This window comes from Streptomyces sp. NPDC059696 (assembly GCF_042733745.1).
Classification (GTDB): domain Bacteria; phylum Actinomycetota; class Actinomycetes; order Streptomycetales; family Streptomycetaceae; genus Streptomyces.
Genome location: NZ_JBHWFG010000009.1, coordinates 1 through 25,796, shown reverse-complemented (window position 1 = coordinate 25,796; position 25,796 = coordinate 1). Strand labels below are relative to the sequence as shown.

At 73.6% G+C, this 25,796-nt stretch carries 20 protein-coding genes and 1 pseudogene; 12 read left to right on the top strand and 9 right to left on the bottom strand.

Annotation, left to right across the window (positions count from 1 at the left end; all coding sequences use genetic code 11):
* Window positions 1-11: 11 nt before the first annotated feature.
* The 6 genes and pseudogenes from mmsA to ACFV20_RS12015 all read left to right on the top strand — a co-directional run bounded on the left by mmsA (window position 12) and on the right by ACFV20_RS12015 (window position 10,535).
* Window positions 12-1,514, top strand: a complete 1,503-nt coding sequence (gene mmsA / locus ACFV20_RS12040) for a CoA-acylating methylmalonate-semialdehyde dehydrogenase (RefSeq protein ID WP_385655354.1) — start codon at window positions 12-14, stop codon at window positions 1,512-1,514.
* Between the two features lie 198 nt (window positions 1,515-1,712).
* A pseudogene (locus ACFV20_RS12035) lies at window positions 1,713-3,100 on the top strand (APC family permease).
* A 224-nt stretch (window positions 3,101-3,324) separates the two neighbouring features.
* Window positions 3,325-5,982 carry a CocE/NonD family hydrolase gene (locus tag ACFV20_RS12030; protein ID WP_385655352.1) on the top strand — a complete coding sequence of 886 codons (2,658 nt, stop codon included), beginning with the start codon at window positions 3,325-3,327 and terminating at the stop codon, window positions 5,980-5,982.
* A complete protein-coding gene (locus ACFV20_RS12025; RefSeq protein ID WP_385655350.1) occupies window positions 5,979-6,845 on the top strand; it encodes an ABC transporter permease in 867 nt (288 codons plus the stop codon). The genes ACFV20_RS12030 and ACFV20_RS12025 overlap by 4 nt, the downstream gene beginning before the upstream one ends.
* Before the next feature lie 147 nt (window positions 6,846-6,992).
* Complete coding sequence (locus tag ACFV20_RS12020; RefSeq protein ID WP_385655348.1) at window positions 6,993-8,519, top strand: von Willebrand factor type A domain-containing protein; 1,527 nt, start codon at window positions 6,993-6,995, stop codon at window positions 8,517-8,519.
* Window positions 8,520-8,609: 90 nt separating this feature from the next.
* A complete protein-coding gene (locus ACFV20_RS12015; RefSeq protein WP_385655346.1) occupies window positions 8,610-10,535 on the top strand; it encodes an AMP-dependent synthetase/ligase in 1,926 nt (641 codons plus the stop codon).
* Window positions 10,536-10,596: 61 nt separating this feature from the next.
* Here the strand turns inward: ACFV20_RS12015 and ACFV20_RS12010 are convergent, their stop codons facing one another.
* Complete coding sequence (locus ACFV20_RS12010; protein ID WP_385655344.1) at window positions 10,597-10,992, bottom strand: rodlin; 396 nt, start codon at window positions 10,990-10,992, stop codon at window positions 10,597-10,599.
* A gap of 244 nt (window positions 10,993-11,236) precedes the next feature.
* Here ACFV20_RS12010 and ACFV20_RS12005 point away from each other — a divergent pair, with 244 nt between their 5' ends.
* The 4 genes from ACFV20_RS12005 to ACFV20_RS11990 all read left to right on the top strand — a co-directional run bounded on the left by ACFV20_RS12005 (window position 11,237) and on the right by ACFV20_RS11990 (window position 14,544).
* Complete coding sequence (locus ACFV20_RS12005; protein WP_030838260.1) at window positions 11,237-11,632, top strand: rodlin; 396 nt, start codon at window positions 11,237-11,239, stop codon at window positions 11,630-11,632.
* Between the two features lie 195 nt (window positions 11,633-11,827).
* Window positions 11,828-12,055: a chaplin gene (locus tag ACFV20_RS12000; protein ID WP_385655712.1), complete on the top strand. Its 228-nt coding sequence runs from the start codon at window positions 11,828-11,830 to the stop codon at window positions 12,053-12,055.
* Between the two features lie 107 nt (window positions 12,056-12,162).
* Window positions 12,163-12,936: a chaplin gene (locus ACFV20_RS11995; RefSeq protein ID WP_385655343.1), complete on the top strand. Its 774-nt coding sequence runs from the start codon at window positions 12,163-12,165 to the stop codon at window positions 12,934-12,936.
* Between the two features lie 237 nt (window positions 12,937-13,173).
* Window positions 13,174-14,544 (top strand): glycoside hydrolase family 26 protein, encoded by a 1,371-nt coding sequence (locus ACFV20_RS11990; RefSeq protein WP_385655342.1) that lies wholly within the window; start codon window positions 13,174-13,176, stop codon window positions 14,542-14,544.
* 37 nt (window positions 14,545-14,581) lie between these two features.
* On the opposite strand, the gene ACFV20_RS11985 is transcribed toward ACFV20_RS11990, so the two are convergent.
* From ACFV20_RS11985 to ACFV20_RS11950, 8 genes are all read right to left on the bottom strand, one after another.
* Complete coding sequence (locus tag ACFV20_RS11985; RefSeq protein WP_385655341.1) at window positions 14,582-15,682, bottom strand: GNAT family N-acetyltransferase; 1,101 nt, start codon at window positions 15,680-15,682, stop codon at window positions 14,582-14,584.
* Window positions 15,679-16,329: a lipopolysaccharide biosynthesis protein gene (locus tag ACFV20_RS11980; protein ID WP_385655340.1), complete on the bottom strand. Its 651-nt coding sequence runs from the start codon at window positions 16,327-16,329 to the stop codon at window positions 15,679-15,681. Before ACFV20_RS11980 ends, ACFV20_RS11985 begins: the two co-directional genes overlap by 4 nt.
* The gene (locus ACFV20_RS11975) at window positions 16,326-17,477 is read right to left on the bottom strand and encodes a glycosyltransferase (RefSeq protein WP_385655338.1); all 1,152 of its coding nucleotides are present in this window, start codon (window positions 17,475-17,477) and stop codon (window positions 16,326-16,328) included. Before ACFV20_RS11975 ends, ACFV20_RS11980 begins: the two co-directional genes overlap by 4 nt.
* The gene (locus ACFV20_RS11970) at window positions 17,474-18,235 is read right to left on the bottom strand and encodes a polysaccharide deacetylase family protein (protein ID WP_385655337.1); all 762 of its coding nucleotides are present in this window, start codon (window positions 18,233-18,235) and stop codon (window positions 17,474-17,476) included. The genes ACFV20_RS11975 and ACFV20_RS11970 overlap by 4 nt, the downstream gene beginning before the upstream one ends.
* Window positions 18,219-19,736 carry a murein biosynthesis integral membrane protein MurJ gene (murJ, locus tag ACFV20_RS11965; protein ID WP_385655335.1) on the bottom strand — a complete coding sequence of 506 codons (1,518 nt, stop codon included), beginning with the start codon at window positions 19,734-19,736 and terminating at the stop codon, window positions 18,219-18,221. Before murJ ends, ACFV20_RS11970 begins: the two co-directional genes overlap by 17 nt.
* Window positions 19,737-20,224: 488 nt before the next feature.
* Window positions 20,225-21,565 (bottom strand): O-antigen ligase family protein, encoded by a 1,341-nt coding sequence (locus tag ACFV20_RS11960; protein ID WP_385655333.1) that lies wholly within the window; start codon window positions 21,563-21,565, stop codon window positions 20,225-20,227.
* 6 nt (window positions 21,566-21,571) lie between these two features.
* Complete coding sequence (locus ACFV20_RS11955; RefSeq protein ID WP_385655331.1) at window positions 21,572-22,996, bottom strand: exopolysaccharide biosynthesis polyprenyl glycosylphosphotransferase; 1,425 nt, start codon at window positions 22,994-22,996, stop codon at window positions 21,572-21,574.
* Complete coding sequence (locus ACFV20_RS11950) at window positions 22,993-24,156, bottom strand: glycosyltransferase (RefSeq protein WP_385655329.1); 1,164 nt, start codon at window positions 24,154-24,156, stop codon at window positions 22,993-22,995. Before ACFV20_RS11950 ends, ACFV20_RS11955 begins: the two co-directional genes overlap by 4 nt.
* Window positions 24,157-24,559: 403 nt before the next feature.
* Here ACFV20_RS11950 and chpG point away from each other — a divergent pair, with 403 nt between their 5' ends.
* Window positions 24,560-24,799 (top strand): chaplin ChpG, encoded by a 240-nt coding sequence (gene chpG / locus ACFV20_RS11945; RefSeq protein ID WP_161366612.1) that lies wholly within the window; start codon window positions 24,560-24,562, stop codon window positions 24,797-24,799.
* Window positions 24,800-25,049: 250 nt separating this feature from the next.
* On the top strand, window positions 25,050-25,685 hold the full coding sequence (locus ACFV20_RS11940) for a hypothetical protein (RefSeq protein ID WP_385655327.1): 636 nt from the start codon (window positions 25,050-25,052) through the stop codon (window positions 25,683-25,685).
* The last annotated feature ends 111 nt before the right edge of the window (window positions 25,686-25,796 follow it).

Sequence of the window (25,796 nt, the reverse complement as noted above, 5' to 3'; positions counted from 1 at the left end):
AGTTCCCGGCCATGACGAAGATCGTCAACCACTGGATCGGCGGCAAGACCGTCGAAGGCGCCTCGGGCACGCACGGGCCGGTGACCAACCCGGCGACCGGCGAGGTGACGACGAAGGTCGCGTTCGCCTCGGTCGACGAGGTGGACGCGGCGGTCGCCGCAGCCAAGGAGGCCTACCAGACCTGGGGCCAGTCCTCGCTGGCCCAGCGCACCTCGATCCTGTTCAGGTTCCGCGCGCTGCTGGACGCCAACCGGGACGCGATCGCCGAGCTGATCACCGCCGAGCACGGCAAGGTGCACAGCGACGCCCTCGGTGAGGTCGCGCGCGGCCTGGAGATCGTCGAGCTGGCCTGCGGCATCAACGTGCAGCTGAAGGGCGAGCTGTCCACACAGGTCGCCAGCCGTGTCGACGTCTCCTCGATCCGCCAGCCGCTCGGCGTCGTCGCCGGCATCACGCCGTTCAACTTCCCGGCGATGGTGCCGATGTGGATGTTCCCCCTCGCCATCGCGTGCGGCAACACGTTCGTGCTGAAGCCGTCCGAGAAGGACCCCTCGGCCTCGATCAAGATCGCCGAGCTGCTCGCCGAGGCGGGCCTGCCCGACGGTGTCTTCAACGTCGTCCACGGCGACAAGGTGGCCGTCGACCGCCTCCTGGAGCACCCGGACGTCAAGGCCGTCTCCTTCGTCGGCTCGACCCCGATCGCCCGCTACATCCACACCACCGCCTCCGCCAACGGCAAGCGCGTCCAGGCGCTGGGCGGCGCCAAGAACCACATGCTGGTCCTCCCGGACGCCGACCTCGACGCCGCCGCCGACGCGGCGGTGAGCGCCGCTTACGGCTCCGCGGGCGAGCGGTGCATGGCCATCTCCGCGGTCGTGGCGGTCGGCGCGATCGGCGACGAGCTCGTGGAGAAGATCCGCGAGCGCGCCGAGAAGATCAAGATCGGCCCCGGCGACGACCCGGCGTCCGAGATGGGCCCGCTGATCACGAAGGTCCACCGCGACAAGGTGGCCTCCTACGTCGAGGGCGCGGCCGCCGAGGGCTGCGAGGTCGTCCTGGACGGCACGGGCTTCACCGTCGACGGCTTCGAGGACGGCCACTGGATCGGCATCTCGCTGCTCGACAAGGTGCCCACGTCCGCGAAGGCCTACCAGGACGAGATCTTCGGCCCGGTGCTGACCGTGCTGCGCACCGAGACGTACGAGGAGGCCCTGGACCTCATCAACGCCTCGCCGTTCGGCAACGGCACCGCGATCTTCACCCGGGACGGCGGTGCGGCCCGCCGCTTCCAGCTGGAGGTCGAGGCCGGCATGGTCGGCGTGAACGTCCCGATCCCGGTCCCCGTCGGCTACCACAGCTTCGGCGGCTGGAAGGACTCGCTCTTCGGCGACCACCACATCTACGGCAACGACGGCACGCACTTCTACACCCGCGGCAAGGTCGTCACCACCCGCTGGCCGGACCCGGCCGACGCCCCGGCGGGCGTGGACCTGGGCTTCCCGCGCAACCACTGACACCGGGTGCCAGGGGCCGTCCGCATCGCGGACGGCCCCACTTTCTTACGTGCCCGGCCTGCGATTCCCGCAGTCGCCGAATCCGTGCCGCAGAAGCCCTGACGCAACGTTAACGCGCGCGAGATCGCCGATCGACAACGAAATTCGTAGGCAAACAATCATTGACGTGATGGTTTCCGTCGATGTTGCATCCCCCACGTGACCGACACCCTCACCCCTGTCGAGGCCGCCGTCGCGCAGGCGTCGGGCGGCCCCAAGAAGCTGAAGCGCTCCATCGGAGTCGTCGGCGGCACCCTGCTGACCCTGTCCTGCGGACGCCCGCCTCCACCCTGTTCGTGGTGGTCCCCGACCTGTTCGGCACGCTCGGCACCGCCACCGCCCTCACCATCGCCATCGGCTCGCTGCTCTGCGTGGCGGTGGCGTTCTGCTACGCGGAGCTCGGCACGCTCGTCCCCAGCGCCGGCGGCGAGTACGCCATGGTCTCGACGATGGCCGGACGGCTCGCGGGCTGGCTGGTGTTCATCCTCTCCCTGCTGGTCGTGATGATCGTTCCGCCGGTCATCGCGATGGGCACGGCCGACTACCTCGCCCCCCTCGTCCACCTCGACCCGTCCTGGACGGGCGCCTCGGTGATGCTCCTGGCGACCCTGGCCGGTCTGCTCGACCTGCGGGCCAACGCCTGGATCACCGGCGTCTTCCTGGTCCTGGAGGTCATCGCGGCGGCGGTGGTCGCGGTGCTGGGCTTCACGCACGCCGAGCGCGGCGCAGGCAGCCTCGTGTCGATGCGGGTGGCGGGCCCCGACGGCGCCCCGGACACCGTCACGGCCCTCCTGGTGGTCTCCGGCCTCGCGATCGCCCTGTTCGTCACGCAGGGCTTCTCCACGGCGGTCTACCTCTCCGAGGAGCTGGAGAACCCCCGCCGCTCGGTGGCCCGCACGGTCCTGGCCACCCTCGCCCTGTCCACCGTGATCATCCTGGTCCCGGTCGCCGCCATCACCCTGGGTGCCCCGGACCTCGCCGCCCTGACGGGCGGGGACATCAGCACCATGGTCACGGCCTGGTCCGACTCGGCCGTCGGCACGTTCGTCAGCCTCTGCGTGGCCCTCGCGATCATCAATGCGGGCATCGTCATGGTCATCCAGAACTCCCGCGTCCTGTTCGCCTCGGCCCGTGACAAGGCCTGGCCCGGACCGGTCAACACCCTCTTCTCCCGCCTCGGCCGCTTCGGCTCCCCCTGGGTCTCCACCCTCGCCGTCGGCGTCCCCGGCGCGGCCCTGTGCTTCGTGAACCTGGACACCCTGTACGGCGTCACGGGCGTCTCGGTGACGGGCATGTACCTGCTCGTCGCGACCGCCGCCCTGCTGTCCCGCCGGGGCCACCACAAGCACACCCCGGCCTGGCGCATGCCCCTGTGGCCGACGGCCCCCCTCCTCCTGATCGTGGTCCTCCTCTACATCCTGATCCAGCAGGACCCGACGTACCTCCTGTGGACCGGCGGCATCACGGCGGCGGCCACCCTGTACTGGGCCCTCTACCTCCGCCCGCGCAGGGAAACACGCTGGCTGGTGTCGGTGCCGGAGGAGTGAGACCAGCTCGGTGAAGCGCCGCGACCTGCAGGCCCTCAGGGCCGCCGGGAACCGCGCGAACAACCACAAGGCACCCGCCCCCGGCACACAACAGCACCCCCCCCGAGCTCGAAGCCGTACACCACCCGCAGTACGCGAAGAACTCCGTGTACACCCCTGGAAGGCCCCGCACTTCGGCCTCCGGTCGACACCTCACCGACAGCTTCACCCCGTACCGTTGACGCATGGATCTTCGACTGCCCGGCCTGACCGGGCTGCTTCGAAGGCCCCGGAGGCTCCTCGCCGCCGGGGCCGCCGTCGTCGTCCTCGCGGGCGCGGGCACGTGGACCGCCGTCGCGGGCGACGAGCCACCCCCGGTCCACCGCGAGGACCGCACCCTGCCCACCGGCGACGGCATCCGCATCGACACCTCCTTCTTCACCACCGGTGGAGACCGCCGCCGCCCCGCCGTCCTGCTCGGACACGGCTTCGGCGGCAGCAAGAACGACGTACGGCAGCAGGCCCAGGCCCTCGCCCGGGACGGCTACGCGGTCCTGACCTGGTCGGCCCGCGGCTTCGGCGCGTCGAACGGGAAGATCGGCCTGAACGACCCCGAGGGCGAGGTCGCCGACGTCTCGAAGCTCATCGACTGGCTGGCCGAGCAGCCCCAGGTCCAACTCGACAAGAAGGGCGATCCCCGCCTCGGCATGGCCGGTGCCTCCTACGGCGGCGCCATCGCCCTGCTCGCGGCGGGCCACGACGACCGTGTCGACGCCATCGCCCCGGCGATCACCTACTGGAACCTCGCCGACGCCCTCTTCCCGAACGGCGTGTTCAAGAAGCTCTGGGCCGGCATCTTCGTCAACTCCGGCGGCGGCTGCGACATGTTCGAGCCCGCACTGTGCCGGATGTACGAGCGGGTCGCCGAGTCGGGCGAACCGGACGCCGAGGCGCGCAAGCTGCTCGAGGAGCGCTCCCCGTCCGCCGTCGGCAAGAGCATCAAGGTGCCGACCCTGCTGATGCAGGGCCAGACCGACTCCCTCTTCCCGCTCGGCCAGGCCGACCGGGCCGCCGAGGCGATCCGCGCCAACGGCGCCCCCGTCGACGTCGACTGGATCGCCGGTGGCCATGACGGCGGCGACATGGAGACCGGCCGCGTCGAAGGCCGTGTGACGTCCTGGTTCGACCGCTACCTCAAGGACGACAAGAGCGTCGACCCCGGCCCCGCCTTCCGCGTCAGCCGCACCCTCGGCCAGGGCTCCGGCGACGGCGAACCCCGCCTGGCCGGGGTGACGTCGGACCGCTACCCCGGCCTGGAGAGCGGGCAGCGCTCCCTGCCCCTGACCGGCCGCGAGCAGACCTTCGCCAACCCGCCCGGCGCCAGCCCGCCCGGGGTGTCCGCCCTGCCCGGCCTCGGCGGCGCCGGAGGCCTCAGCCGGCTCTCCACGCTCGGCATCGGCATCTCCCTGGACTTCCCCGGCCAGTTCGCCGCGTTCGAGTCCGCGCCGCTGCGCGAGGACCTCCAGATCACCGGCTCGCCCACCGCGACCGTCCACGTGAAGTCCACCGGCGACGACGCCGTCCTCTTCGCGAAGCTCTACGACGTCGGTCCGGGCGGGCGCACCCAGCCGGTCCTGCCCTCACAGCTCGTCACACCCGTCCGGGTCGAGGGCGCCAAGGCCGGCAAGGACGTCACCCTCACCCTCCCGGCGATCGACCACGAGGTCGACGACGGCCACCGGCTGCGTCTGGTCCTCGCCTCGACGGACCTCGGCTACGCCTCCCCGGCCACCCCGGCGACCTACACCGTCTCCCTCGAAGGCGATCTGCAGGTCCCCTCGGCCCTCGGGCAGCGCGACACCCAGGACGGGCTGCCCGCCTGGGTGTGGTGGCTGCCCCTGGCCGGCGCGGGCATCGCGCTCGCGCTGATCCTCACCGGCCGCCGCCGCACGGCCGCGCCCGCCCCGCCGGACCCGGACCTGGCCGAAGTCCCCCTCCAGATCACGGACCTGACCAAGCGGTACGCCAAGTCCGCCGACCGGTACGCCGTCAAGGACCTCTCCTTCCGTGTGGAGCAGGGCCAGGTGCTCGGCCTGCTCGGCCCCAACGGAGCGGGCAAGACCACCACCCTGCGCATGCTGATGGGCCTCATCCGGCCCGACGGCGGCGAGATCCGCGTCTTCGGCCACGCCATCAGCGCGGGTGCCCCGGTCCTCTCCCGCGTCGGCGCCTTCGTCGAGGGCGCCGGATTCCTGCCCCACCTGTCCGGCCGCGAGAACCTGGAGCTGTACTGGCGCGCCACCGGCCGCCCCGCCGAGGACGCGCACCTGGAGGAGGCCCTGGAGATCGCGGGCCTCGGTGACGCTCTCGCCCGCGCGGTGCGCACCTACTCCCAGGGCATGCGCCAGCGCCTGGCCATCGCCCAGGCCATGCTCGGCCTGCCGGACCTGCTCATCCTCGACGAGCCGACCAACGGCCTCGACCCGCCCCAGATCCGCGAGATGCGCGAGGTGATGATCCGCTACGCCGCCGCCGGCCGCACGGTCATCGTCTCCAGCCACCTCCTCGCCGAGGTCGAGCAGACCTGCACCCACCTGGTCGTGATGGACCACGGACAGCTCGTCCAGGCGGGCCCGGTCGCGGACATCGTCGGCTCGGGCGACACGCTCCTGGTGGGTACGGCCACCGCGGTGGACGACCCCGTCGTCGAGAAGGTCGCCGCCCTGCCGGGCGTCGCCTCCGCCGTGCGCGTCGAGGAGGGCCTGCTCGTCCGGCTCGACGCCGACGGCACCCCGCAGCGCCTGGTCGCCGAACTCGTACGGCTCGACGTACCGGTGCGCTCGGTCGGCCCGCACCGCCGCCTGGAGGACGCCTTCCTCACCCTGATCGGAGCCGAAGCATGAGCACGCTCGCCGAGCCGCCCGCCGAGGTCGCCGACGGCTACCGCGCGGGCCGCACCCTGCCCTTGCGCGTCGAGCTGACCCGGCAGCTGAAGCGGCGCCGCACGATGGTGATGGGCGGCGTCCTGCTCGCCCTGCCGGTCATCCTGCTGATCGCCTTCCAGGTCGGCGGTGACCCGGGCGGCAACAACACCCGCGTCAACCTCATGGACACGGCGACCGCCTCCGGGGCCAACTTCGCCGCCGTCAACCTCTTCTCCGCCGCGGGCTTCCTGCTCGTCATCCCGGTCGCCCTGTTCTGCGGGGACACGGTCGCCTCGGAGGCGAGCTGGTCGTCCCTGCGCTATCTGCTCGCGGCCCCCGTGCCCCGGGCCCGGCTGCTGTGGTCCAAGCTGGCGGTCGGACTCACCCTGAGCCTGGCGGCGCTGCTGCTGCTCCCGGTCGTCGCCCTCGCCGTGGGCACGGCCGCCTACGGCTGGGGGCCGCTCGAACTGCCCACCGGCGGCAGCCTGTCCACCGGCACGGCGGTGCAGCGCATGCTGATCGTCGTCGCGTACATCATGGTGTCCCAGCTGGTCACCGCGGCCCTCGCGTTCTGCCTGTCGACCCGTACCGATGCCCCGCTCGGCGCGGTCGGCGGGGCGGTGTTCCTCACCATCATCGGCAGCGTCCTCGACGAGGTGACGGCTCTCGGCGACTGGCGCCACTTCCTGCCCGCGCACTGGCAGTACGCCTGGCTCGACGCGGTCCGGCCGCAGCTGGAGTGGACGGACATGATCCAGGGCGCGTCGGTCTCCGTGACATACGCGCTCGTGCTGTTCGCCCTGGCCTTCCGCGGTTTCGCCCGCAAGGACGTCGTCTCCTAGGCCAAGCCGACGGACAGGTCGACGGAGGATCACCCACCGGTCTCGAAGGGCCGCCCCCGTGGCCGCTTCGAGACGCTTCCGCAACCCCCCGTACCGCACGTTCCGGCCCCCCGCGCCGTCACAGTCGCAAGAAGCCGACGTCAACGGATGCAGGGGGTACGGACGATGGAGCGGTTCCGCACACGAACAGCGCTGCTCGCGCTCACGGCGGCGAGCGGCCTGCTGCTCGCGGCATGCAGCGGGGGCGCCGACACCGGCGAGGGCAGCAAGGCGGCCGACCGCCCCGACTACAGCACGGGCCGGCCCGCCCCCGCCGAGGGCCAGGACACCGACGAACGCCACGACCGCCGGGAGGACCCCGACCACCTCTCCACCTTCGCCCTCGACGTCGACACCGCCTCCTACGACTACGCCCGCCGCGCCCTCGCCGACGGGCGCCTGCCCGACCCGTCGACGGTCCGCCCCGAGGAGTTCGTCAACAGCTTCCGCCAGGACTACGACCGCCCCGACGGCGACGGCTTCTCGGTCACCGTCGACGGTGCCCGCACCGACGACGAGGACTGGTCCCTGATCCGCGTCGGCCTCGCCACCCGCAGCGCGCAACGCACCGGCGAACGCCCGCCCGCCGCCCTCACCTTCGTCATCGACGTCTCGGGCTCCATGGCCGAGCCGGGCCGCCTCGACCTCGCCCAGGAGTCCCTGTCCGTGATGACGGACCGGCTGCGCGACGACGACTCGGTCGCCCTCGTCACCTTCAGCGACGAGGCCGAGACCGTCCTGCCGATGACCCGCCTCGGCGGCCACCGCGACACGATCCAGGACGTCATCTCCGACCTGGACACGAAGGACTCCACCAACCTCGGCGCCGGCGTCGAGACCGGCTACGAGACGGCCGTCGAGGGCCTGCGCGAGGGCGCCACCAACCGGGTCGTCCTCGTCTCCGACGCGCTCGCCAACACCGGCGACACCGACGCCGACAGCATCCTGGAGCGCGTCTCCGGTGAGCGCCGCGAGCACGGCATCACCCTCTTCGGCGTCGGCGTCGGCAGCGACTACGGAGACGCCCTCATGGAGCGGCTCGCCGACAAGGGCGACGGCCACACCGTCTACGTGTCCGACTCCGACGAGGCCCGCAAGGTCTTCTCCCAGCAGCTCCCGCGCAACGTCGACCTCACCGCCCGCGACGCCAAGGCCCAGGTCGCCTTCGACCCCGGGACGGTCGAGGAGTTCCGTCTCGTCGGCTACGACAACCGCCGTGTCGCCGACGAGGACTTCCGCGACGACCGCGTCGACGGCGGCGAGGTCGGCCCCGGCCACACCGTCACCGCCCTGTACGCCGTGCGCACCGCGCCGGGGGCCGAAGGCCACCTCGCCACCGCCACCGTGCGCTGGCTCGACCCCACCACCCGCGACCCGCACGAGGAGGCCGGCGACCTGGAGACCGACGCCCTCGACGACTCCGTCTGGAGCGCGAGCAGCGGCCTGCGGACCACCGCCACGGCCGCCTACTTCGCCGACGCCCTCCGCCACGACCGGTCCCGCCTGCCCGACGCCCCGCGGCTCGGTGAGCTCGCCGGTCATGCACGAGACCTGGCCGACCGCACCGAGAGCGAGGACATCCGCGACCTCGCCGACGCCATCGACACCGCGAACCGCCTGACCGCACACCATTGACCTACGCTTACTTACGGGTAAGTTGACTCCGGAGTAAGAAGGCAGGCGAGTACGGCAGCACTTCAGCCTCATCCGCGACCGGGAGCCGTCATGGGCGTACGCAAGGATCTGCGACGGGCGAAACGACGCACCGACCTGGCGATCCGCACGAAGGCCGACACCGTCACCGACGAGCGGGGCGTCGTCCGCGAGGCCCGCACGGCTCCCCTCGCGGCCCGCCCGACGACCGGCAGCATCGCCGACATCCCCTACACCAACGCGGCCGAAGCCCCCGACGCCGTGGTCCTGCGCCGCGAACGGCACGGCAGCTGGCAACCCGTCACGGCGACGGCCTTCGCCCGCGAGGTCACCGCCGTGGCCAAGGGCCTGATAGCCGCCGGCCTCGAACCGGGCGGCCGCGTCGCGGTGATGTCCCGCACCCGCTACGAGTGGACGGTCCTGGACTTCGCGATCTGGTCCGCCGGCGGCCGGACCGTCCCCGTGTACGCCACCTCCTCCGCCGACCAGGTGGAGTGGATCGTCCGCGACTCCGGCGCCCGGTACGTCGTCACGGAGAACGCCGGCAACGCCGACACGGTCCTGGCCGGGACGGCCGCCCACCCCGCGCCCCCGCGGATCTGGGAGCTCGACGGCGGCGCCCTCGACGACCTCACCGCCCTCGGCCGGGACATCGCCGACGAGGAGGTCACCAAGCGCCGCACCGCCCTGACCCCCGGCACGACGGCGACCCTCTGCTACACCTCCGGCACCACCGGCCGCCCCAAGGGCTGCGTCCTCACCCACGCCAACCTGCACGCCGAGGCCGCCAACACCGTCGAACTGCTCCACCCCCTGTTCAAGGAGGTCACCGGCGAGACCGCCTCGACCCTGCTGTTCCTCCCGCTGGCCCACATCCTCGGCCGCACCCTCCAGATCGCCTGCCTGATGGCCCGGATCGAGATCGGCCACTGCCCGAGCATCAAGCCCGACGAACTCCGCCCGGCCCTCAAGGCGTTCCGCCCGACCTTCCTGGTCGGCGTCCCGTACCTCTTCGAGAAGATCCACGACACCGGCCGCGCCACCGCCGAGAAGCTGGGCCGTGGCGCCTCCTTCGACCGCGCCCACCGCATCGCCGTCCGCTTCGGAGCGGCCCACCTGGCCCGGTTCCTCGGCAAGGGCCCCGGCCCCGGCCCGGGCCTGCGCGCCGCACACGCCCTGTACGACCTGCTGGTCTACCGCCGCGTCCGCAAGGAACTCGGCGGCCGCGTGCGCTACGCCATCAGCGGCGGCAGCCCCCTCGACCGCGAACTCAACCTCTTCTTCTACGCGGCCGGCATCCTGATCTACGAGGGCTACGGCCTCACCGAGACGACCGCCGCCGCCACCATCGTCCCGCCCCTGGACCCCCGCCCCGGCACGGTCGGCCTGCCGGTCCCCGGCACCGCCGTCCGCATCGCCGACGACGGCGAGGTCCTCATCCGGGGCGGCATCGTCTTCGGCGCCTACTGGAACGACCCGGACGCGACCGGGGAGGTCCTGGACGACGGCTGGTTCGCCACCGGCGACCTCGGCTCCCTCGACGAGGACGGTTACCTCACCATCACCGGCCGCAAGAAGGACATCCTCGTCACCACCGGCGGCAAGAACGTCTCCCCGGCCGTCCTGGAGGACCGCCTGCGCAGCCGCCCGCCCGTCGGGCAGTGCCTCGTCGTCGGCGACAACCGCCCCTACGTCGCCGCGCTCATCACCCTGGACCCCGAGGCCCTCGCCCACTGGCTCGCGGTGCGCAAGCTCCCCGCCGACACCCCGATGTCCGCCCTGGTCCGCGACGAACGCCTGCGCGCCTTCGTCCAGAAGGCCGTGGACCACGCCAACGAGGCCGTCTCACGCGCCGAGTCGATCCGTGCCTTCGCCCTTGTCGAGGGCGAGTTCACCGAGGAGAACGGGTTGCTGACCCCGTCCCTCAAGGTCAAACGGCGGGCGGCGACCGAGGCCTACGCGGACGCCATCGAAGAGCTGTACGCGAACAGGCCCTGAAACACGACGAGGGCGGGCCCCCGGGCATGCGCCCGGCGACCCGCCCTTCGGCGCGGCTGCGTCAGTCGCCGTTCGCCGACAGGACCGACACGTCCTCCAGCAGGTGCGCCAGCGCACCGTCGCGCTTGGCGTTGGTGGAGTTCTCGGCACACTGCTGCTGCTGGTGGTCCGACAGGATCGGGATGTCCTGGATCGGGACACCGATGAGCGCGCCGACGCCGATGGGCAGGTCGTTGACGGCGATGCAGGGCTTGTTGAACGAGCCCTGGATGAGCGCCATCTGGGGGCTCATGTTGCCGTAGGTCGACGAGTTGCCGAAGCTCTGCATCGCCCCGTTGCCGTTGACGGCCGTGGGGCCGCTGTCGTCGCCGACAGCCAGCGCCTGCGGCGCCGCGGCGGCGGAGGCTCCCATGACGGAAGCGGCGATCGCCGCGGTGGCAATAACCTTCTTGATCACTGACCAGTCCTTTCTGAGGAAACCCCGTCCTCCGGAGCGTTCTGGTCAACTGCCTTGGCGGTGCATGGTTTCTCCCCATCACCCTGTCAGCCCACGCCAGGACAGTTTGTGTGTTCTTCGTTCCCGGTGATTATCAGGGCTTTCGGGAGCTGCGGGCCAACCGGGTGAACACCCGCAACCAATCATCTCCAGCCCGGTTGATGAGGCCGTAGGACATGCGTCGCTACGAGGAAAGGAACGCGAAGTGCTCAAGAAGGCAATGGTCGCCGCTGCGGCCGCCGCTTCTGTCATCGGTATGTCGGTGGCGGCTGCTCCCCAGGCTCTTGCCGTCGGGGACGACTCCGGACCGTCTGTCGCCAACGGCAACGGCGCCTCGTCGTCGTTCGGCAACTCGGCGACCAAGGGCGACATGAGCCCCCAGCTCTCGCTGGTGGACGGGACGCTCAACAAGCCCTGTCTCGCCGTTCAGGACCTCGACGTCGGCGTCGCCGCCCTCATCGGTGTGGTGGTCCAGGACATCCCCGTCCTGTCGGACCACGTCCAGCAGCAGTGTGCGGACAACTCCACGAACACCAAGCGGGACGGTGCGCTCAACCACATCCTGGAGGACCTGTCGGTCCTGTCGGCGAACGGCGACTGAGCCGTACCGTACGCAGTCCGGGCGGCCCGCTGTATTCACGGCGGGCCGCCCGGCCGTATGTGTCGCTTGTCAAATTTTCGTGGGGCAGTCGAGTGAATTACCCCACCCTTTGTGTTGTTCAGTTTCTTCCACTGGCAATTTCTCGTTTGCAGGCTGCAGGTCATGGTGGGCATGACCGCAGAGAAGGGAAAGTTCATGAAGAAGAGCGCTGCTCTCGTCGCGGGCGCGATCATGGCTCTCGGCATGGCCGGTCCGGCCTTCGCCGACTCCGGCGCCCAGGCCGCCGCCGTCGGTTCCCCGGGTGTCCTCTCCGGCAACGTGATCCAGATCCCCGTGCACATCCCGATCAACCTGTGCGGCAACACCGTGAACGTCATCGCCGCCCTGAACCCGGCGTTCGGCAACGTGTGCGTGAACGACTGACGCGGTAGACCCGCGCGCAGCATCGGCTGCGACCTGGCCGGCCCTGGGACACGGTGTTCGTTCCGGGGCCGGCTTTTCCCACTTCCACGAGCAGGAGGACAACGAGATTGCGACAGACCCTGAGCAGGGGAATGGTCGCGGCAGCGGCTGCGACGGGCATCCTGTCCCTGTGCGGCGGCGCCGCCCTCGCCGACACCTCGGCCGACGGAGTCACCAAGGACTCACCGGGTGCCGTGTCCGGCAACACCGTCCAGGCCCCGGTCGAGGTACCCGTGAACGCCTGCGGCAACTCCGTCGACGTCGTCGCCGCCCTGAACCCGGCGTTCGGCAACTCCTGCGCCCACGAGGCCGGCGGGCACGGCCGTCACGGCGGTGACCGGCACACGTCCCCGCAGGACCACGGCGATCGGCATCACGGCGACGGCGGGGACAGCTCCCACGGCGACGACCACGGCACGCCGGACGGCGGCGACAGGACCCCGTCCCACAGTGACGGCGGGTACGGCCACGGGGACGGTGGCGGCTACGGGGACGACGACGGCGGTTACGGGGACGACGGCGGTTACGGGGACGACGACGGCGGTTACGGCTACGGCGACACCCCTCCCACGAAGCCCCCGCACACGCCCCCGACGAAGCCCCCGCACACCCCTCCGACCCAGCCCCCGCACACACCCCCGCCGGGCGGCCACGAGTCGACGCCCCCCGGTACGCCCCCGAGTGACCACCACACGCCCCCGCCCCCCGGTGGTCCGGAACAGCCGCCCAGTCTCCCCGAGACCGGAGCCGGGGCCCTGGCCGGTGCCGCGGGCACCAGTGCCGCGCTGATCGTGGGCGGTGTCCTGCTCTACCGGCGGGGCCGGGCCGCGTCCCACCGCTGACCCAGCGGGTGCCGGACGCATGCGCCCGGCACCCCTGAGGCCGGTGGGCTCGGCACTGGTCCGCTTCTGCCGGGCCGGCGGAGTGAACCGCCCCTCCGTGCGCGGCCCGTCAGCCCCTTCTTTCGAACGTGGTCACCGGTGCGGGGGAGCCGGCCACTCGAAAGCCACAGTGCCGTGGCGTGATCGCTTTCCATATGACTGAGTGTCAGTAAGCGGAGGAAAGCGAAAGGGGCGGTCATGGCCACACAGCAGCGACGCGCACGGTCCCGGCTGGCACTCGTCGCGGCGACGGTCGCCGTCACGGCGGCCCTGACGTCGGGTCACACGGTGGCCGCGGGCGCCGGATCGGCCCGCTCCGCCGAGCCCCACGCCCCGGCCCCCGCGGCCACCCCGGCCCCCGCGGCCGCCCCGGCGGCGGTCGCGACCCCGGCCGAGTCACCCGCGCCGTCCGCCGCTCCCTCGACACCGGCCTCCCCCTCGGCCTCCGCCGCCCCCGCGGGTGGCGCCCAGCACGTCCCGGCCTTCGGCGCCTACCTCGACTACGGCCCCCGCGGCGTGGCCCGGATGGCCCAGCTCAGCACCTGGCTCGGCGGCGCCGAACTGCGCGTCGGGCACACCTACCTGCCGGGCGACCGCTGGAGCAACATCGAGGGCCTGCCCGGCTTCCTCGACGTGTGGGCGAACTGGCGACGTGAGCGGGCCGACCGGCTGCTCGTCCTCAACGTGCCGCTGATGGAGCGCAACGAGGAGGGCCTGTCCGACTGGGAGGTGCGCCGGCTCCTGCGCCAGGGCGCCGAGGGCCGGTTCGACCACCACTTCCGCACACTCGCCGAGCGGCTGGTCGAACTGGGCGTCCCGGACACGGTCCTGGTCCTCGGCTGGGAGATGAACGGCATCACCTACACCCACCGCTGCGGGCCGGACCCGGAGGCCTGGAAGCAGTACTGGAACCGGATCGTCACCACCATGCGGGCGGTGCCGGGCCAGAAGTTCCGGTTCGACTTCACCCCGAGCCGCGGCCGGGACGCCGTCCCCTGGACCCAGTGCTACCCGGGGGACGACACCGTCGACATCATCGGCATGGACGCCTACGACCAGCCGCGGGGCATGTCGTTCGACGAGCAGGTGAAGGAACCCTACGGGCTCCGGCATCACGTGGAGTTCGCCAAGGCTCACGGCAAGGCCATCTCCTTCCCGGAGTGGGGACTGTTCCGCAACGGCGACAACGCCGAGTACATGCAGCGCATGCTCGCCTGGATGGACGAGCACAAACCGCTCTACCAGACGCTGACGGACTACTGCCCGCACGGCGTGTGGCAGTGCGACGACAACCCCCGGGCCTCCGAGATCTACCGTTCCTTCCTCTTCGGCCGCAACGACCGTCCGGACCCGGCCCCCACCGGCCCCGCAACCCCCACCCCCACCCCCACCGCGCCCGCCTCCCCGAACCCGGCCCAGTCCCCGGCACCCACCCCGACCCCCCGGCCGACCACACCCGCCGCGGAGCCGCCGGCGAACTGCTCGCCGCTGAACCTCGGCGACTGGGTCGAGTACTGGATCGGCGGCAAGCTGTGCCTGCGCTTCGACTGGTGGTCGCGCACGAGGTAGCCGGGGCGGACGTCCCCGTCACCGGCGGCGGCGCCGGTCAGCCCGCGCCGCCGCGGTCGCGCTCCCGCAGGCGCCGCAGTAGTTCCTTGCCCCGCCTGCGGACGGCCTCGTCGCAGAGGGCCGCCGTCAGCAGCGGCGCCGTGCGCCGCCGGGCCAGCAGCAGCCGCTGGTTCTCCACCGCCCGCGGGCGCCAGTGGTGCTTGTAGGGCTCGTTGCCGCGCAGCAGACTCAGCGTGCCGGGCGTGCCGTCCTTGGTGTGGGTCGCCGTCGAGTCGAGCAGCATCGCCGCCACATCCGCCTTCCGCTCGCGCAGCCGAGGATGGGCGCCGTACAGATAGCCGCCCGCGAGGCGGGGCGACAGCAGCGTCACGTCCACCGCCACGACCTCGTCGTCGAGCCGGAACTCGGTGACCACCGCGGTCCCGGACCGCACCATCGGACCGACCGACCGCACCAGATGCTCACGGAACCGCGTCCGCAGGTGCTCCGACGTCACCTTCCGGTCCTGCCACTGCAACCGGTGCAGCTCCAGCAGCCGCAGCAGTGCCCTCTCCACCTCCCCGGGGGCGACGATCCGCCGCTGCACGCCGAGCGCGTCCAGCTTGCGCAGCTTGGCGCGCATCCGCTGCTGGGTCTTCGCCGGCAGCCGGGCGAGGAGTTCGTCCATCGACCCGCCCGGCAGCTCCAGGCACACCGAGTCGCCCACCCGGCGGCGGGGCCCGGCCCAGCGCTCGTAGAGCTGCTCGGCCGCGCCGCCCGGCCGTACCTCGCGCAGGTCGATCAGGGCGGCGCGGGCGGCGGCCGCGAGCGCCCCGGTGAGCGCGGCCAGGGCGCCCTCGCCGTGCTCGTCGTCCACCAGCACGTCCCCGTAGTCGGAGATCGCCCCGCCGAGCGGCACCAGCGACGGGAGGGGACGCCGTACGCGCATCAGCGGTGCCGCCGCGACGAGTTCACCGCCGTGCCGCACCAGCAGCAGCCGCAGCCGGCCGCGCCCGCCGTACGACAGCCACCACGAGTGCAGCCAGGCGTGGCTCTGGAACGGGGTGGCGGACGCGCACCGCCGGTGCAGCCGGTCCCAGTCGGCGGCCAGGCCCGCGAAGGTCCGCTCGTCGCTGACCAGTTCCGCGGTGTAGGTCACAGCTGCCCGTGGGTGTCGACGGCGACGGCCGGGCCGGGCACGGCGGCGGCGCGCCCGCCGCGCCCGACGGTCCGCCGCGGCCGGACCAGCAGCGCCAGGCCGCCCAGCAGGCCGCCCGCGCTCGCACCGACCAGACCCGTCACCGTCGCCGGGGCGGAGGACGGCTCGGCGGGCCGCACGGCCCGGGCGAACTGCTGGAGCTCGACGTGGGTGGACTGCTCGGTGTCGCCCGCGTGCCGGGTCAGTGCGCGGGCCACGGCGTTGGCCATGTCGGCGGCCGCGTCCGGGCGGGAGGAGGTCGCCGTGACCGCCACCATCGGCGCGTCCGGCGAGGTCGCCGTCCGGACGCTCTCCCGCAGCGTCTTCACCGGCACCCCCGCCCACACCTGGGCGTCGCCGAGCACCGCGAGCTGGGGGGCGACCCGGCCGTACGCCTGGGCGAAACCGAGGGCGGTGGCGGTGTCGGACTTCTCCGTCGGCACGGCGACGACATAGCTGGTCGCCGTGTACACCGGTGTCCTGACCAGGCCGTACGCGCCGCCGAGCAGTCCACCGGCGACGGCCCCGGCCGCGAGCAGGGACCAGGGCGGCAGGGCCCTGCTGAGGGCGGTGACCTGACGGTGCTGCCTTGCGGGGGTGTCGGTCATGAGGTGCGGGCTTCCTGGAGGGAGGGGGACGGGGGACGGGCGACCGCGGCGGCGTACACGTCCATGAGCCGGGCGGCGCTGCGGGTGATGCAGTAGTGGCGGGCGGCCTCGGGCGCGGTGCGCGGGGCGGGACCCCGCCGGCGTACGTCCGTCAGGGCGCGGGCGTAGGCCCCCGCGCCGCCGGTGACGCGCCGGGCGGCGGGCGCGGCGGACGGCGGCAGGTCCTCCAGGGCCGGGCAGGAGGCGTAGAGCACCGGCAGGCCGGACGCCAGGGCCTCCACGATCGCCAGGCCGAACGCCTCCTCCGGGGACGGGGAGGCGAGGACGTCCATCGCGCAGGTCAGCGACGGCAGGTCGGGGCCGGGCGTGCCGTCGGGCACGCAGGGGCGTTCGCCGGTGAACACCACCCGGTCCGCGACCCCGGCCGCCCGGGCGGTGCGGCGCAGCACGTCCTCCTCCGGGCCGCCGCCGACCAGCAGCAGCCAGTGGTCGTCGGGGAGCTGCGCCAGCGCCCGGACGAGCACGCCGAAGCGCTTGCCGGGCGCGAGGCGGCCGACGGCGCCGACGACGAAGGCGTCGTCCGGCAGGCCGAGCCGGCGCCGGGTCTCGTGGCGGCGGGCCGCGTCGAAACGGAAGCGCGCCACGTCGATGCCGTTGGGTACGACCTCGATGCGCGGCCCGGGCACGCCCCAGCGTTTCAGCCGCTCGGCGACGGTGGGGGAGACCGCGACCGTGGTACGGCCGAGCCGCTCGCCCGCCAGGTACAGGGCGCGCACCCCGGCGTTCAGCGGGCGGCCCTCCATCTGCGAGTCGCCCAGGGAGTGCTCGGTGGCGACGACCGCCCGGACCCCCGCGAGGCGCGCGGCGATCCGGCCGTAGAGGCAGGCCCGGTAGAGGTGGGTGTGCACGAGCTGGTAGCCGCCGGAACGGATGACCCGCACCAGGCGGGGCAGGGCGGCCAGGTCGCGGTTGCCGGCCATGCCGAGGTCGAGGACCCGCACCCCGTCGGCCGCCAGCCCCTCGGCCACCGTGCCGGGGTTGGTCAGGGTCACCACGTCGCAGTCCAGGGGCAGGTGCCGCAGCAGCAGCCGCAGTTGCTGCTCGGCGCCGCCCACACCGAGGCCGGTGATGATGTGCAGGGCCTTCACCGCGGTTCCTCCACGGGACGGCGGCGCAGCCGGTGCAGCCGGTACTTCAGGAACAGCCGGACGGCGGTGTCGTTCTGGCCGATGTGCGCCCGGGGCAGGGCGTGCGGGCCGCCGAGCGGGCCGGGGTCGATGGCGCAGGCATAGGTGTAACCGGCCTGCCGCACGGCGTCGACGGCCCGCGCGTCGAGGGTGCCGTACGGGTAGCAGAACCCGGCGGGCGCGGTGCCCGTGAGCTCCTTGAGCACGGTTCTGCTTCCCTCGGTCTCCGACTTCAGGGTGACGTCGTCGGCCTTCGTCAGGTCCACGTGGGTGAGGCCGTGCGAGCCGATCTCGATGCCCTCGGCCGCGGCCTGCCGGACGCCGTCGGCGGTCAGCAGCCGCCTGCGCGGGCCCAGCGGGTCCCAGGCGTTGTCCCCGCCGAGCCGCCCCGGCAGCACGAAGAGGGTCGCGCCGCAGTCGTGCCGGCGCAGCACGGGCAGGGCGTCCGTGACGAAGTCGGCGTAGCCGTCGTCGAAGGTCAGCCCGACCAGGTCACGCCCTTCACCCCGGGCCCGGGCCGCGAGCAGCTCGGCCATGGACACGCCCCGCAGGCCACGCCGCCGGAACCAGCGGAGCTGCCGGTCCAGCCGCTCCGGCGTGACGGTGACGCGGTAGGGGTCGTCCGTCGGGTCGCCGACGGAGTGGTACATCGCCACGAACAGGGCGGGACCCGGTCTGGTGCGGGTGCCGGTGTCCGGGGAGTCAACGGGTACGGCCATGGAGGAGCCTTTGTGAGACGGAACGGAGAAAGGTCAGCCCGGTCACGCAGCCCTGGTCGCCCAGGGCCCGGCCGAGCAGGAGGAACACGACGGCGATGGTGGACGCGCCGGCGAGCAGGGAGGTGAGGGGCGCAGCGGCCTGGCCGGCGGCCCACACGCCGGCGGGGGTCGCCACGAGCGCGGCCCCCACCGGCCTGCCCAGGTCGGCCAGCACCCGCCGGGTACGGATCGGGATGCTGCGCGGGCCCATGCCGGCGAGCAGCAGGGCGGCCGTGACGGTGATGCCGGCGGCGTTGGCGGCGGCGATGCCCATGGCGCCCCAGGGGCCCACCGCCGCCGCACCGATCCCGGCGGTGACGGCGAGACCCACGGCCATCGCACCGAGCGGGTACCAGGTGACCCGGCCCGCCGAGAAGTACGAGCGGATCAGGGCGCCGACGAGGGTGTGCGCGAGCAGACCGAGGGCGTACACGCGCATCACCCGGGTCGTCGCGGCCGTGTCCCGTTCGGTGAACGCGCCCCGCTGGAAGAGCAGTTCGACGATCTGCGGGGCACAGGCCACGACGACGCAGGCCCCGGCCAGCACCACGCACGCCACCAGGGCCAGGTCCCGCTCCACCCGGCCGCGGGCGCGCTCGGTGTCCCCGTCGGCCAGGGCGCGCGCGACCACCGGGAAGGTGACCGTGCACAGCATCAGGGACAGGGTCATGGGGATCTGGGCGATCTTCTGCGCGTAGTTCAGGTGCGAGATGGCTCCCGAGGGCAGGGTGGAGCCGAGGAACCGTTCGATCAGCACCTGGGACTGCCGGCACAGCGCGAACAGCAGCACGGCGGCGAGCAGGGCCACCCCCACGGGACGGTCGTCGCTCTCCCCGCCGGGGGACTCGGCCACCGGACGCACCCGCAGCAGGCGGCCCAGCACGGGCAGTTGCGCCACGACCATCAGACAGCCGCCGATCGCCACCCCGGCCGCCGCGGCCGCCACGCCCCACCGGGCGCCCAGGAGGAGGACCGTGGTGATGATGCCGGTGTTGTAGGCGACGTAGATGGCCGCCGGGGCGAGGAACCGGCGGTGTGCGCGCAGGGCGGCGCTGCAGTACCCGGCGAGACCGAAGGTCAGGACGCAGGTGGCGGTGAGCCGGGTGCAGTCCACGGCGAGCGCGGGGTCGGGCAGGCCCGGGGCCAGCACGCGCACGACCTGCGGGGCGAAGACGGCCAGCAGGGCGGCGACACCGGCGAAGGCCAGCGCCAGCCGGGGCAGCGTACCGGCGACCAGCGAGCGGACGGGGTCGCCGGGAGCGCCCTGCGCTCGTCTGGCCAGGGCCATGCTGAACGCCGGGATCAGCGCGATGGCCAGCCCGTCCTCGATGAGCAGCGTGGCGGCGAACTCCGGCACGGTCCACGCCACCAGGAACGCGTCCGTCGCACTCCCGGCCCCGAACATCCGCGCCAGCGCCTGATCCCGCACGAGCCCGAGCAGCGCCCCGGCGAAGGAGAGCACAGCGGTGACGAGAGTGGCCCGGGCGAGGAACCCCCGGGGGAGGGGGGCGTCCCCGGGGGAGAGGGGGGCGACCGGCTCCTGGGCGCCCGCCGGCTCCTGACGAACCGCCGGGGACCGGGGGAGAGGTGAGGGCTCGGGCGGTTCGGCAGGTACCGGGAGGGCCGGATGCCCGGGCACACCCCCAGCCCTGTTCGCCACCGAATGATCGGGCGAGTTCGCAGCCGTGGGGGCGGCTGGTTGCCCGGGCGTGTTCGCAGCCGTGGGGACGGCCCGGTGCCCGAGCGTGTTCGCAGTCGAAGGGGCGGCCGGGTGCCCGGGAACGTTCGCTGCCCGGGGGATGACCGGGGGCTCGGGGGCGTGTGCGGGCGGGGGGACGGCCGGCGGGTCCTGTGCGGTCATGGCTCGTGGGACGGTCGGGGGTTCCTTCGGGGCCGAGGCCCTCGGGACCGTCGTCCCCCCGCCCGTGTTCGTGTGTTCAGGCGTCACCGTCATCGCGCCGGCGCCTCCTTCGGCGTGCCCCGCGTGGCCGACCCGGGCAGGTCGGGGTCGTTCCTCGCCGGGGTCGCCGCCGCGAGGCCCCACCACGCCGTCAGCCCGAAGCACAGCGCCGTCAGCACGGTCGCCGGACCGCCGATGTCGGCGTAGGCGAAGTCCGTCAGCTGCCAGACCAGCAGGCCGCAGGCGGCCAGGCCGCAGTCGAGGCCGGGTGCGCGGGCCCGCCGGGTCCGCCACAGGGCACGCAGCGCGCACACCAGCAGGGCGAGCCAGCTGCCCGCCAGCGCCAGCAGCCCGAGCAGCCCCTGCTCGGCCAGGACCAGCAGGTACATGTTGTGGGGCGAGAGCAGCGGCTGCTTGCGGAAGGCCGCCCCCGCACCCTCCGTGTCGCTGCCCGCCGAGAGCGCCAACGAGGCATGCGAGTCACGGTGTTCGGGAAAGCCCTTCAGCCCCACGCCGGTCACCGGGTGCTCGCGCCACATGCCCGTCGCCGCCGCCCACATGGTGTACCGGTCGGTCACCGACTGGTCGGGCGCGTCGGCGACCTGCGTGATGCTGCTGATCCGCTCCTGCAGCATCGCCGTACCGACCCCGAAACCGCCCACCAGGATCACCGCCGCCGCGGCCACCACCGCCCCGGCCGCGCACGCCCGCCGCAGCCCGCCCAGCAGGAGCTGCACCGTGCACGTCACCGCCGTCGCGATCCACGCCCCGCGGCTGAACGACAGGGCGAGCGGCGGCAGCAGCAGCAGCGCCCCGGCGAGGGCGACGACCCGTTGCCGTACCCGCGTACTGCCCAGCGCCAGCCCCACCGCGCACACCAGGCCGAGGGAGACGACCGTCGCCATCCCCATCACGTCCTGCGCCCCGAACGTGCCGACGGCCCGCACCGGCCGCCCCTGGTACGAGGCACCGGTCCCGGTCACGTACTGGTGCACCCCGACCGCCCCCTGCCACACCGCCAGCCCCACCAGGGACCAGGCCAGCAGCCGGAAGTCGGACCGGTCCCGGACCAGCAGCAGCACGGCGGCCGGGACCAGCACGAAGACCTGGAGGTAGCGCCCGAGACCGGTGAGCCCCTCGCCCGGCGGCACCGAACCCAGGGCGGCGACGGCGACACCGAGCACCGGAAGCCCCAGCACCACGGCCGCCGTACGGGACAGCGGCCGCCGCCGCTCCCGTGCGAGCCGGACCGCGCAGAACAGCACGGCCAGCGCGGACACCGCGTCGGCCGGTCCGGCACCGCCCTCGCCGCCCGGCCCCAGCGGCAGGGCGAGCAGGAGCAGGACGGCCGCCAGCGCGAGGACGGGCGCCTGCGCCCCGATCCGGGTCATCCGCGCTCAGCTCCCCGTCGGACGCACGAGCGCGGCCGCCGTACGCAGCAGCAGGCACACGTCCTGCCACAGCGACCAGTCGTCGATGTAGGCGTTGTCGAAGCGGGCCCGGTCCTCGATCGAGGTGTCCCCGCGCAGCCCGTGCACCTGGGCCAGGCCGGTGATGCCGGTGCGTACCCGGTGGCGGGCCGCGTAGCCCGGGTGGGTCTGGCCGAACTTCGCCACGAAGTAGGGGCGTTCGGGCCGCGGACCGACCAGGCTCATGTCGCCGCGCAGCACGTTCCACAACTGGAGCAGCTCGTCCAGGGAGGTGCGGCGCAGGAAGCGGCAGAACCACGGCATCTGGCGTTCGTTCGCCACGCTCCAGCGGGTCGCCGACTCGTGCGCGTCGACCGGGCGGTGGGTGCGGAACTTCAGCAGGGTGAACGGCCGTCCGTCCTGGCCGATCCGCTCCTGCCGGAAGACGACCCCGGGCCCGTCGCTGAGCCGCAGCACCACCGCGCACACCAGCAGCAGCGGGCTGACCAGGAGGAGCAGCGCCCCCGACACCACGACGTCCAGCGCCCGCTTGCCCGGCCTGCCGCGCCGCTGCGTGCCGAGGTCGAGGCGACGGCAGGGGAACCCCGCGAGCCGGTCCCCGGTCCGGTGCGACGGCACGTCCGGGTCGATCTCCCACACGGTGCAGCCCGACTCGGCCAGCGCCCGCAGCAGCGGTCCCTGCCCGGTCCGCACGGACGGGTGCACGGCCAGCACCTCGCGCACCCCGTTCTGGATGAGCGCCCGCTGCACCTCCTCGCCCGTGGTCAGCACGGGCAGCCCCCCGACGCCGTCCGGCTCGTCGGTGACGACCCCCACCGGCCGCACCCCGTCCCGGGGATGCCGCAGCACGGCCGCGGCCACCCGCTGCGCGGTCGCGGCGGGCCCGACCACGAGTGCGGTCTGCGGCCGGTGCAGCAGCTCACCGCGCCGGCAGGCGTGCACCGCGGCCCGCCCGGCGCAACTCGCCGCCGACTGGAGCAGGACACCGCCCAGCAGCGTCCCCGCGGAGAGCACGTGCTGCGGGGTGTACGCCGCCACGAACGCCCCGAGCGCCAGCCAGGCCACCGCGATCCGGCCGCACACGGCGGGCAGTTCGTCCAGCACGGCCGGGACCCGCCCGGGCCGTGGCGGGCGCAGCAGCAGCGAGGCGGCCACCAGCACCGCCAGCAGTAACGGGTGGCGCTGGGCACCGGAGAGCGCCAGTCCGCCGAGCACCGCGGCCGTGCCGTCCGCGGCGAGCAGCGGCAGCCGCGACACGGGCCGGGCCGGCGGACGCCGGACGGGGAGGCGGAAGCCCGCCGCGGCGCCGCGCGGCGGCAGGACGGACACGGGCGGGTATCCGGGATCCCGCGACTGCCCGGCGGGAGGGGGAACGGTGCTTTCCGCGGTCACGAGGCGACAGACTCCCTGCGCTCGGTGGACACGGCGTGCGCGCCCAGGAGTTCGCGGTACACGTCCGCGACCGCCTGAGCCGTGCGCCGCACGTCGTGCGTGGACAGGACGTGCCGGCGTCCCCGCTCGCCGAGGCCGGTGCGCAGCGGCGGGTCCAGCAGCAGCCCGGCGACGGCCGCGGCCAGTGCCGCCGGGGCGTCGGCGGGGACCAGGCAGTGCGGGACGAGGTCCGGCGGCAGGCTCTCCCGGGCCCCGCCGACGTCCGTCACCACCACCGGCCGGCCGCACGCCATGGCCTCCAGCGGGGCCAGGGCCATGCCCTCCCAGCGCGAGGGCAGGACGACCAGATCGGCCGCCCGGTACCAGGGCACGACATCGCCGACGTCCCCCGCGAACAGCACCGAACCGGGGGCCAGGGCCCGCAGCCGTGCGTGTTCCGGCCCGTCGCCGACCAGCACCAGCCGCGCCCCGGGCACCCGCCGCACCACGGACTCCCATGCCGACAGCAGGACGTCCTGCCCCTTCTGCCGGCACAGCCGCCCCACGCACACCACGAGCGGCCCGCCCCGGTCACCGTCCGGCAGCAGCCCGGCCCGCACGGCGTCCGCGTCGCCCGGACGGAAGCGCTCGACGTCGATCCCGTTGGGCACGACGCTCCACCGCCCCCGGACCCCGGCCTCGGCGCCGAGCCGGCGCTCGGCCTCACTGACGCACACCACCCGTGCCGCCCATCGGGCACCGCGCCGCTCCCAGCCGCGCGCGAGGGCCGCGGTGACGCCGCCCACCGCCTCGAACGACCAGGCGTGCGGCTGGAACACGGTGGGGATCCGGCCCCGCACGGCGAGCCGCCCGGCCAGCCCGGCCTTCGCGCTGTGCGCGTGCACCAGGACGGGCCGTACGTCCCGCACGACCCGGGCGAGCCGCCGTGCCTCGCCCACGAGCGACGGTCCCGGTGACCGTGTGGCCGCCCAGGGCCGCACGTCCGCGCCGAGCGCCACGAGCCGGGCCGAGAGGGGGCTGTCGGGGCAGGCGACCGTGACGTGCAGCCCGGCGGCGAGCTGCGCCGCGGCGAGGTCCGTCACGACACGGGCGACGCCGCCGTCCACGGGCTGAGTGACGTGGAGGACCCGGGGCGGCGGGCCGGTCGGTGACAGGTGCATGCGCGGACTTCCTCGCTCACGGATGGCGCTCGGGACGGCGGGAACGCGCCAGAACCGCCGGATGCCGACAGCGCCGGAGAACACGCCCGGCGCACGCCGCGTCCCGCTGGGGAACGAGCCGGACGGCCACCTGGTCACCGCCGCGCCGGAGGCCTACGCGGACCGGGGGTCCCTCTCGCCCCTGAGTGCGATTTGCTTGCCGAAGGGGTGTGTTGAGAGGTTTGCGACTCTAGTTGCTACCGGCACTTTCCCTACAAAACCGGGCGTGTGTGTCGGATCCGTGAAGACGACCCTCCCGGCGAGATCACCCCTTTGGCGGCACAACTCGCGCGCACGCCACGCGTTGACACAGCGCCGGGCAGCCGCCCGGATGTTTGTGTCAACCCCCAAGGAGCACCTCTCCATGTCGCGTATCGCGAAGGGCCTGGTCCTGACCTCCGCTGCCGCTGCCGCTGTCGCGGGCAGCACCGGCATCGCCGCCGCCGACAGCGGCGCGCAGGCCGCCGCCGCCCACTCCCCGGGCGTGCTGTCGGGCAACGTCGTCCAGGTTCCGCTGCACATCCCGATCAACGTCTGCGGTAACACGGTCGACATCATCGGCCTGCTGAACCCGGCGTTCGGCAACGAGTGCGAGAACGACTGACGTCGCCTCGAACCACCCCTGACCGGCCGCTCTTCCGTGGGACCACACGGGAGAGCGGCCGGTTCGCGTTGCCCCGAACGGGGGCCGACGGGCTGCCCGGCCGACCGGGCACGCGTACGCCGCCTCACCAGGGGGGACGTAGCGGAGCGGGGGACAGCGGTGCTGACCTGGGCTGTTCCCTCGGTTGCGGAGCGTTGCCGGCGCTCGCACGGTGGGCACAAGATCCCACGCTCCACCGAAAGGAACCCCCATGCGCCTGCCCGCACGGCGAATCGCGACGTCCGCGCTCTGCGCCACGCTGCTGCTCGGGGTCACCGGGCCCGCGGCCGTGGCCGCCGACAGCACATCGGCCCCGGCGCACCCCCACGCGGTGTCCCGGGCCCCGGTCCCCGACGCGGACGCGCTGCTCGGCCAGGTCCAGAGCCTCGGCGACCTCGGCGGCGTCATCCTCCCGGTCGCCGACCTGCTGACCGCCGTACTCAAGGCGGACGGGGGCCAGCTGCCGCCCTCGCAGGCCGCCAAGCTCAGCACCCAGGTGCAGGACGCCATCGACCAGGCGACCGCGGCAGCCCCTGCGGCCACGACCACGCCGGGCAGCGCTTCCACCTCCCAGGACAGCCCCCTGCCGCAGGCCAGCACACTGCCCGCGCCCGTCGAGGACAGCCCCGAGCTGCCCGAGGGCCTCGCGGCCGAGGCCCTGACCGCCCTTCAGAAGGCCACCGACGGGCTGTACAAGGCCGTGACCTCCGGCGACGCCGCCCAGGTCGCCCCGGCCGTCGACGAGGTGGTGTCCGGCCTGGTCGACACCGTCGCCGCGACGCTGGTCGGCAGCGGACTGCCCGCTCCGGACCTGGCCGGCCTGCCCTCCCTGCCGAAGGCCCCCTGAGGCCGCCCCCCGCTCAAGCGCAAGTCGTGCCGGCCCCCCCCCCCCGCCCCCAACCGCGGGTGGGGCACAAAAGATTTGGGGTTGAAAAAAAAACCAAGCCCCCACGACAGC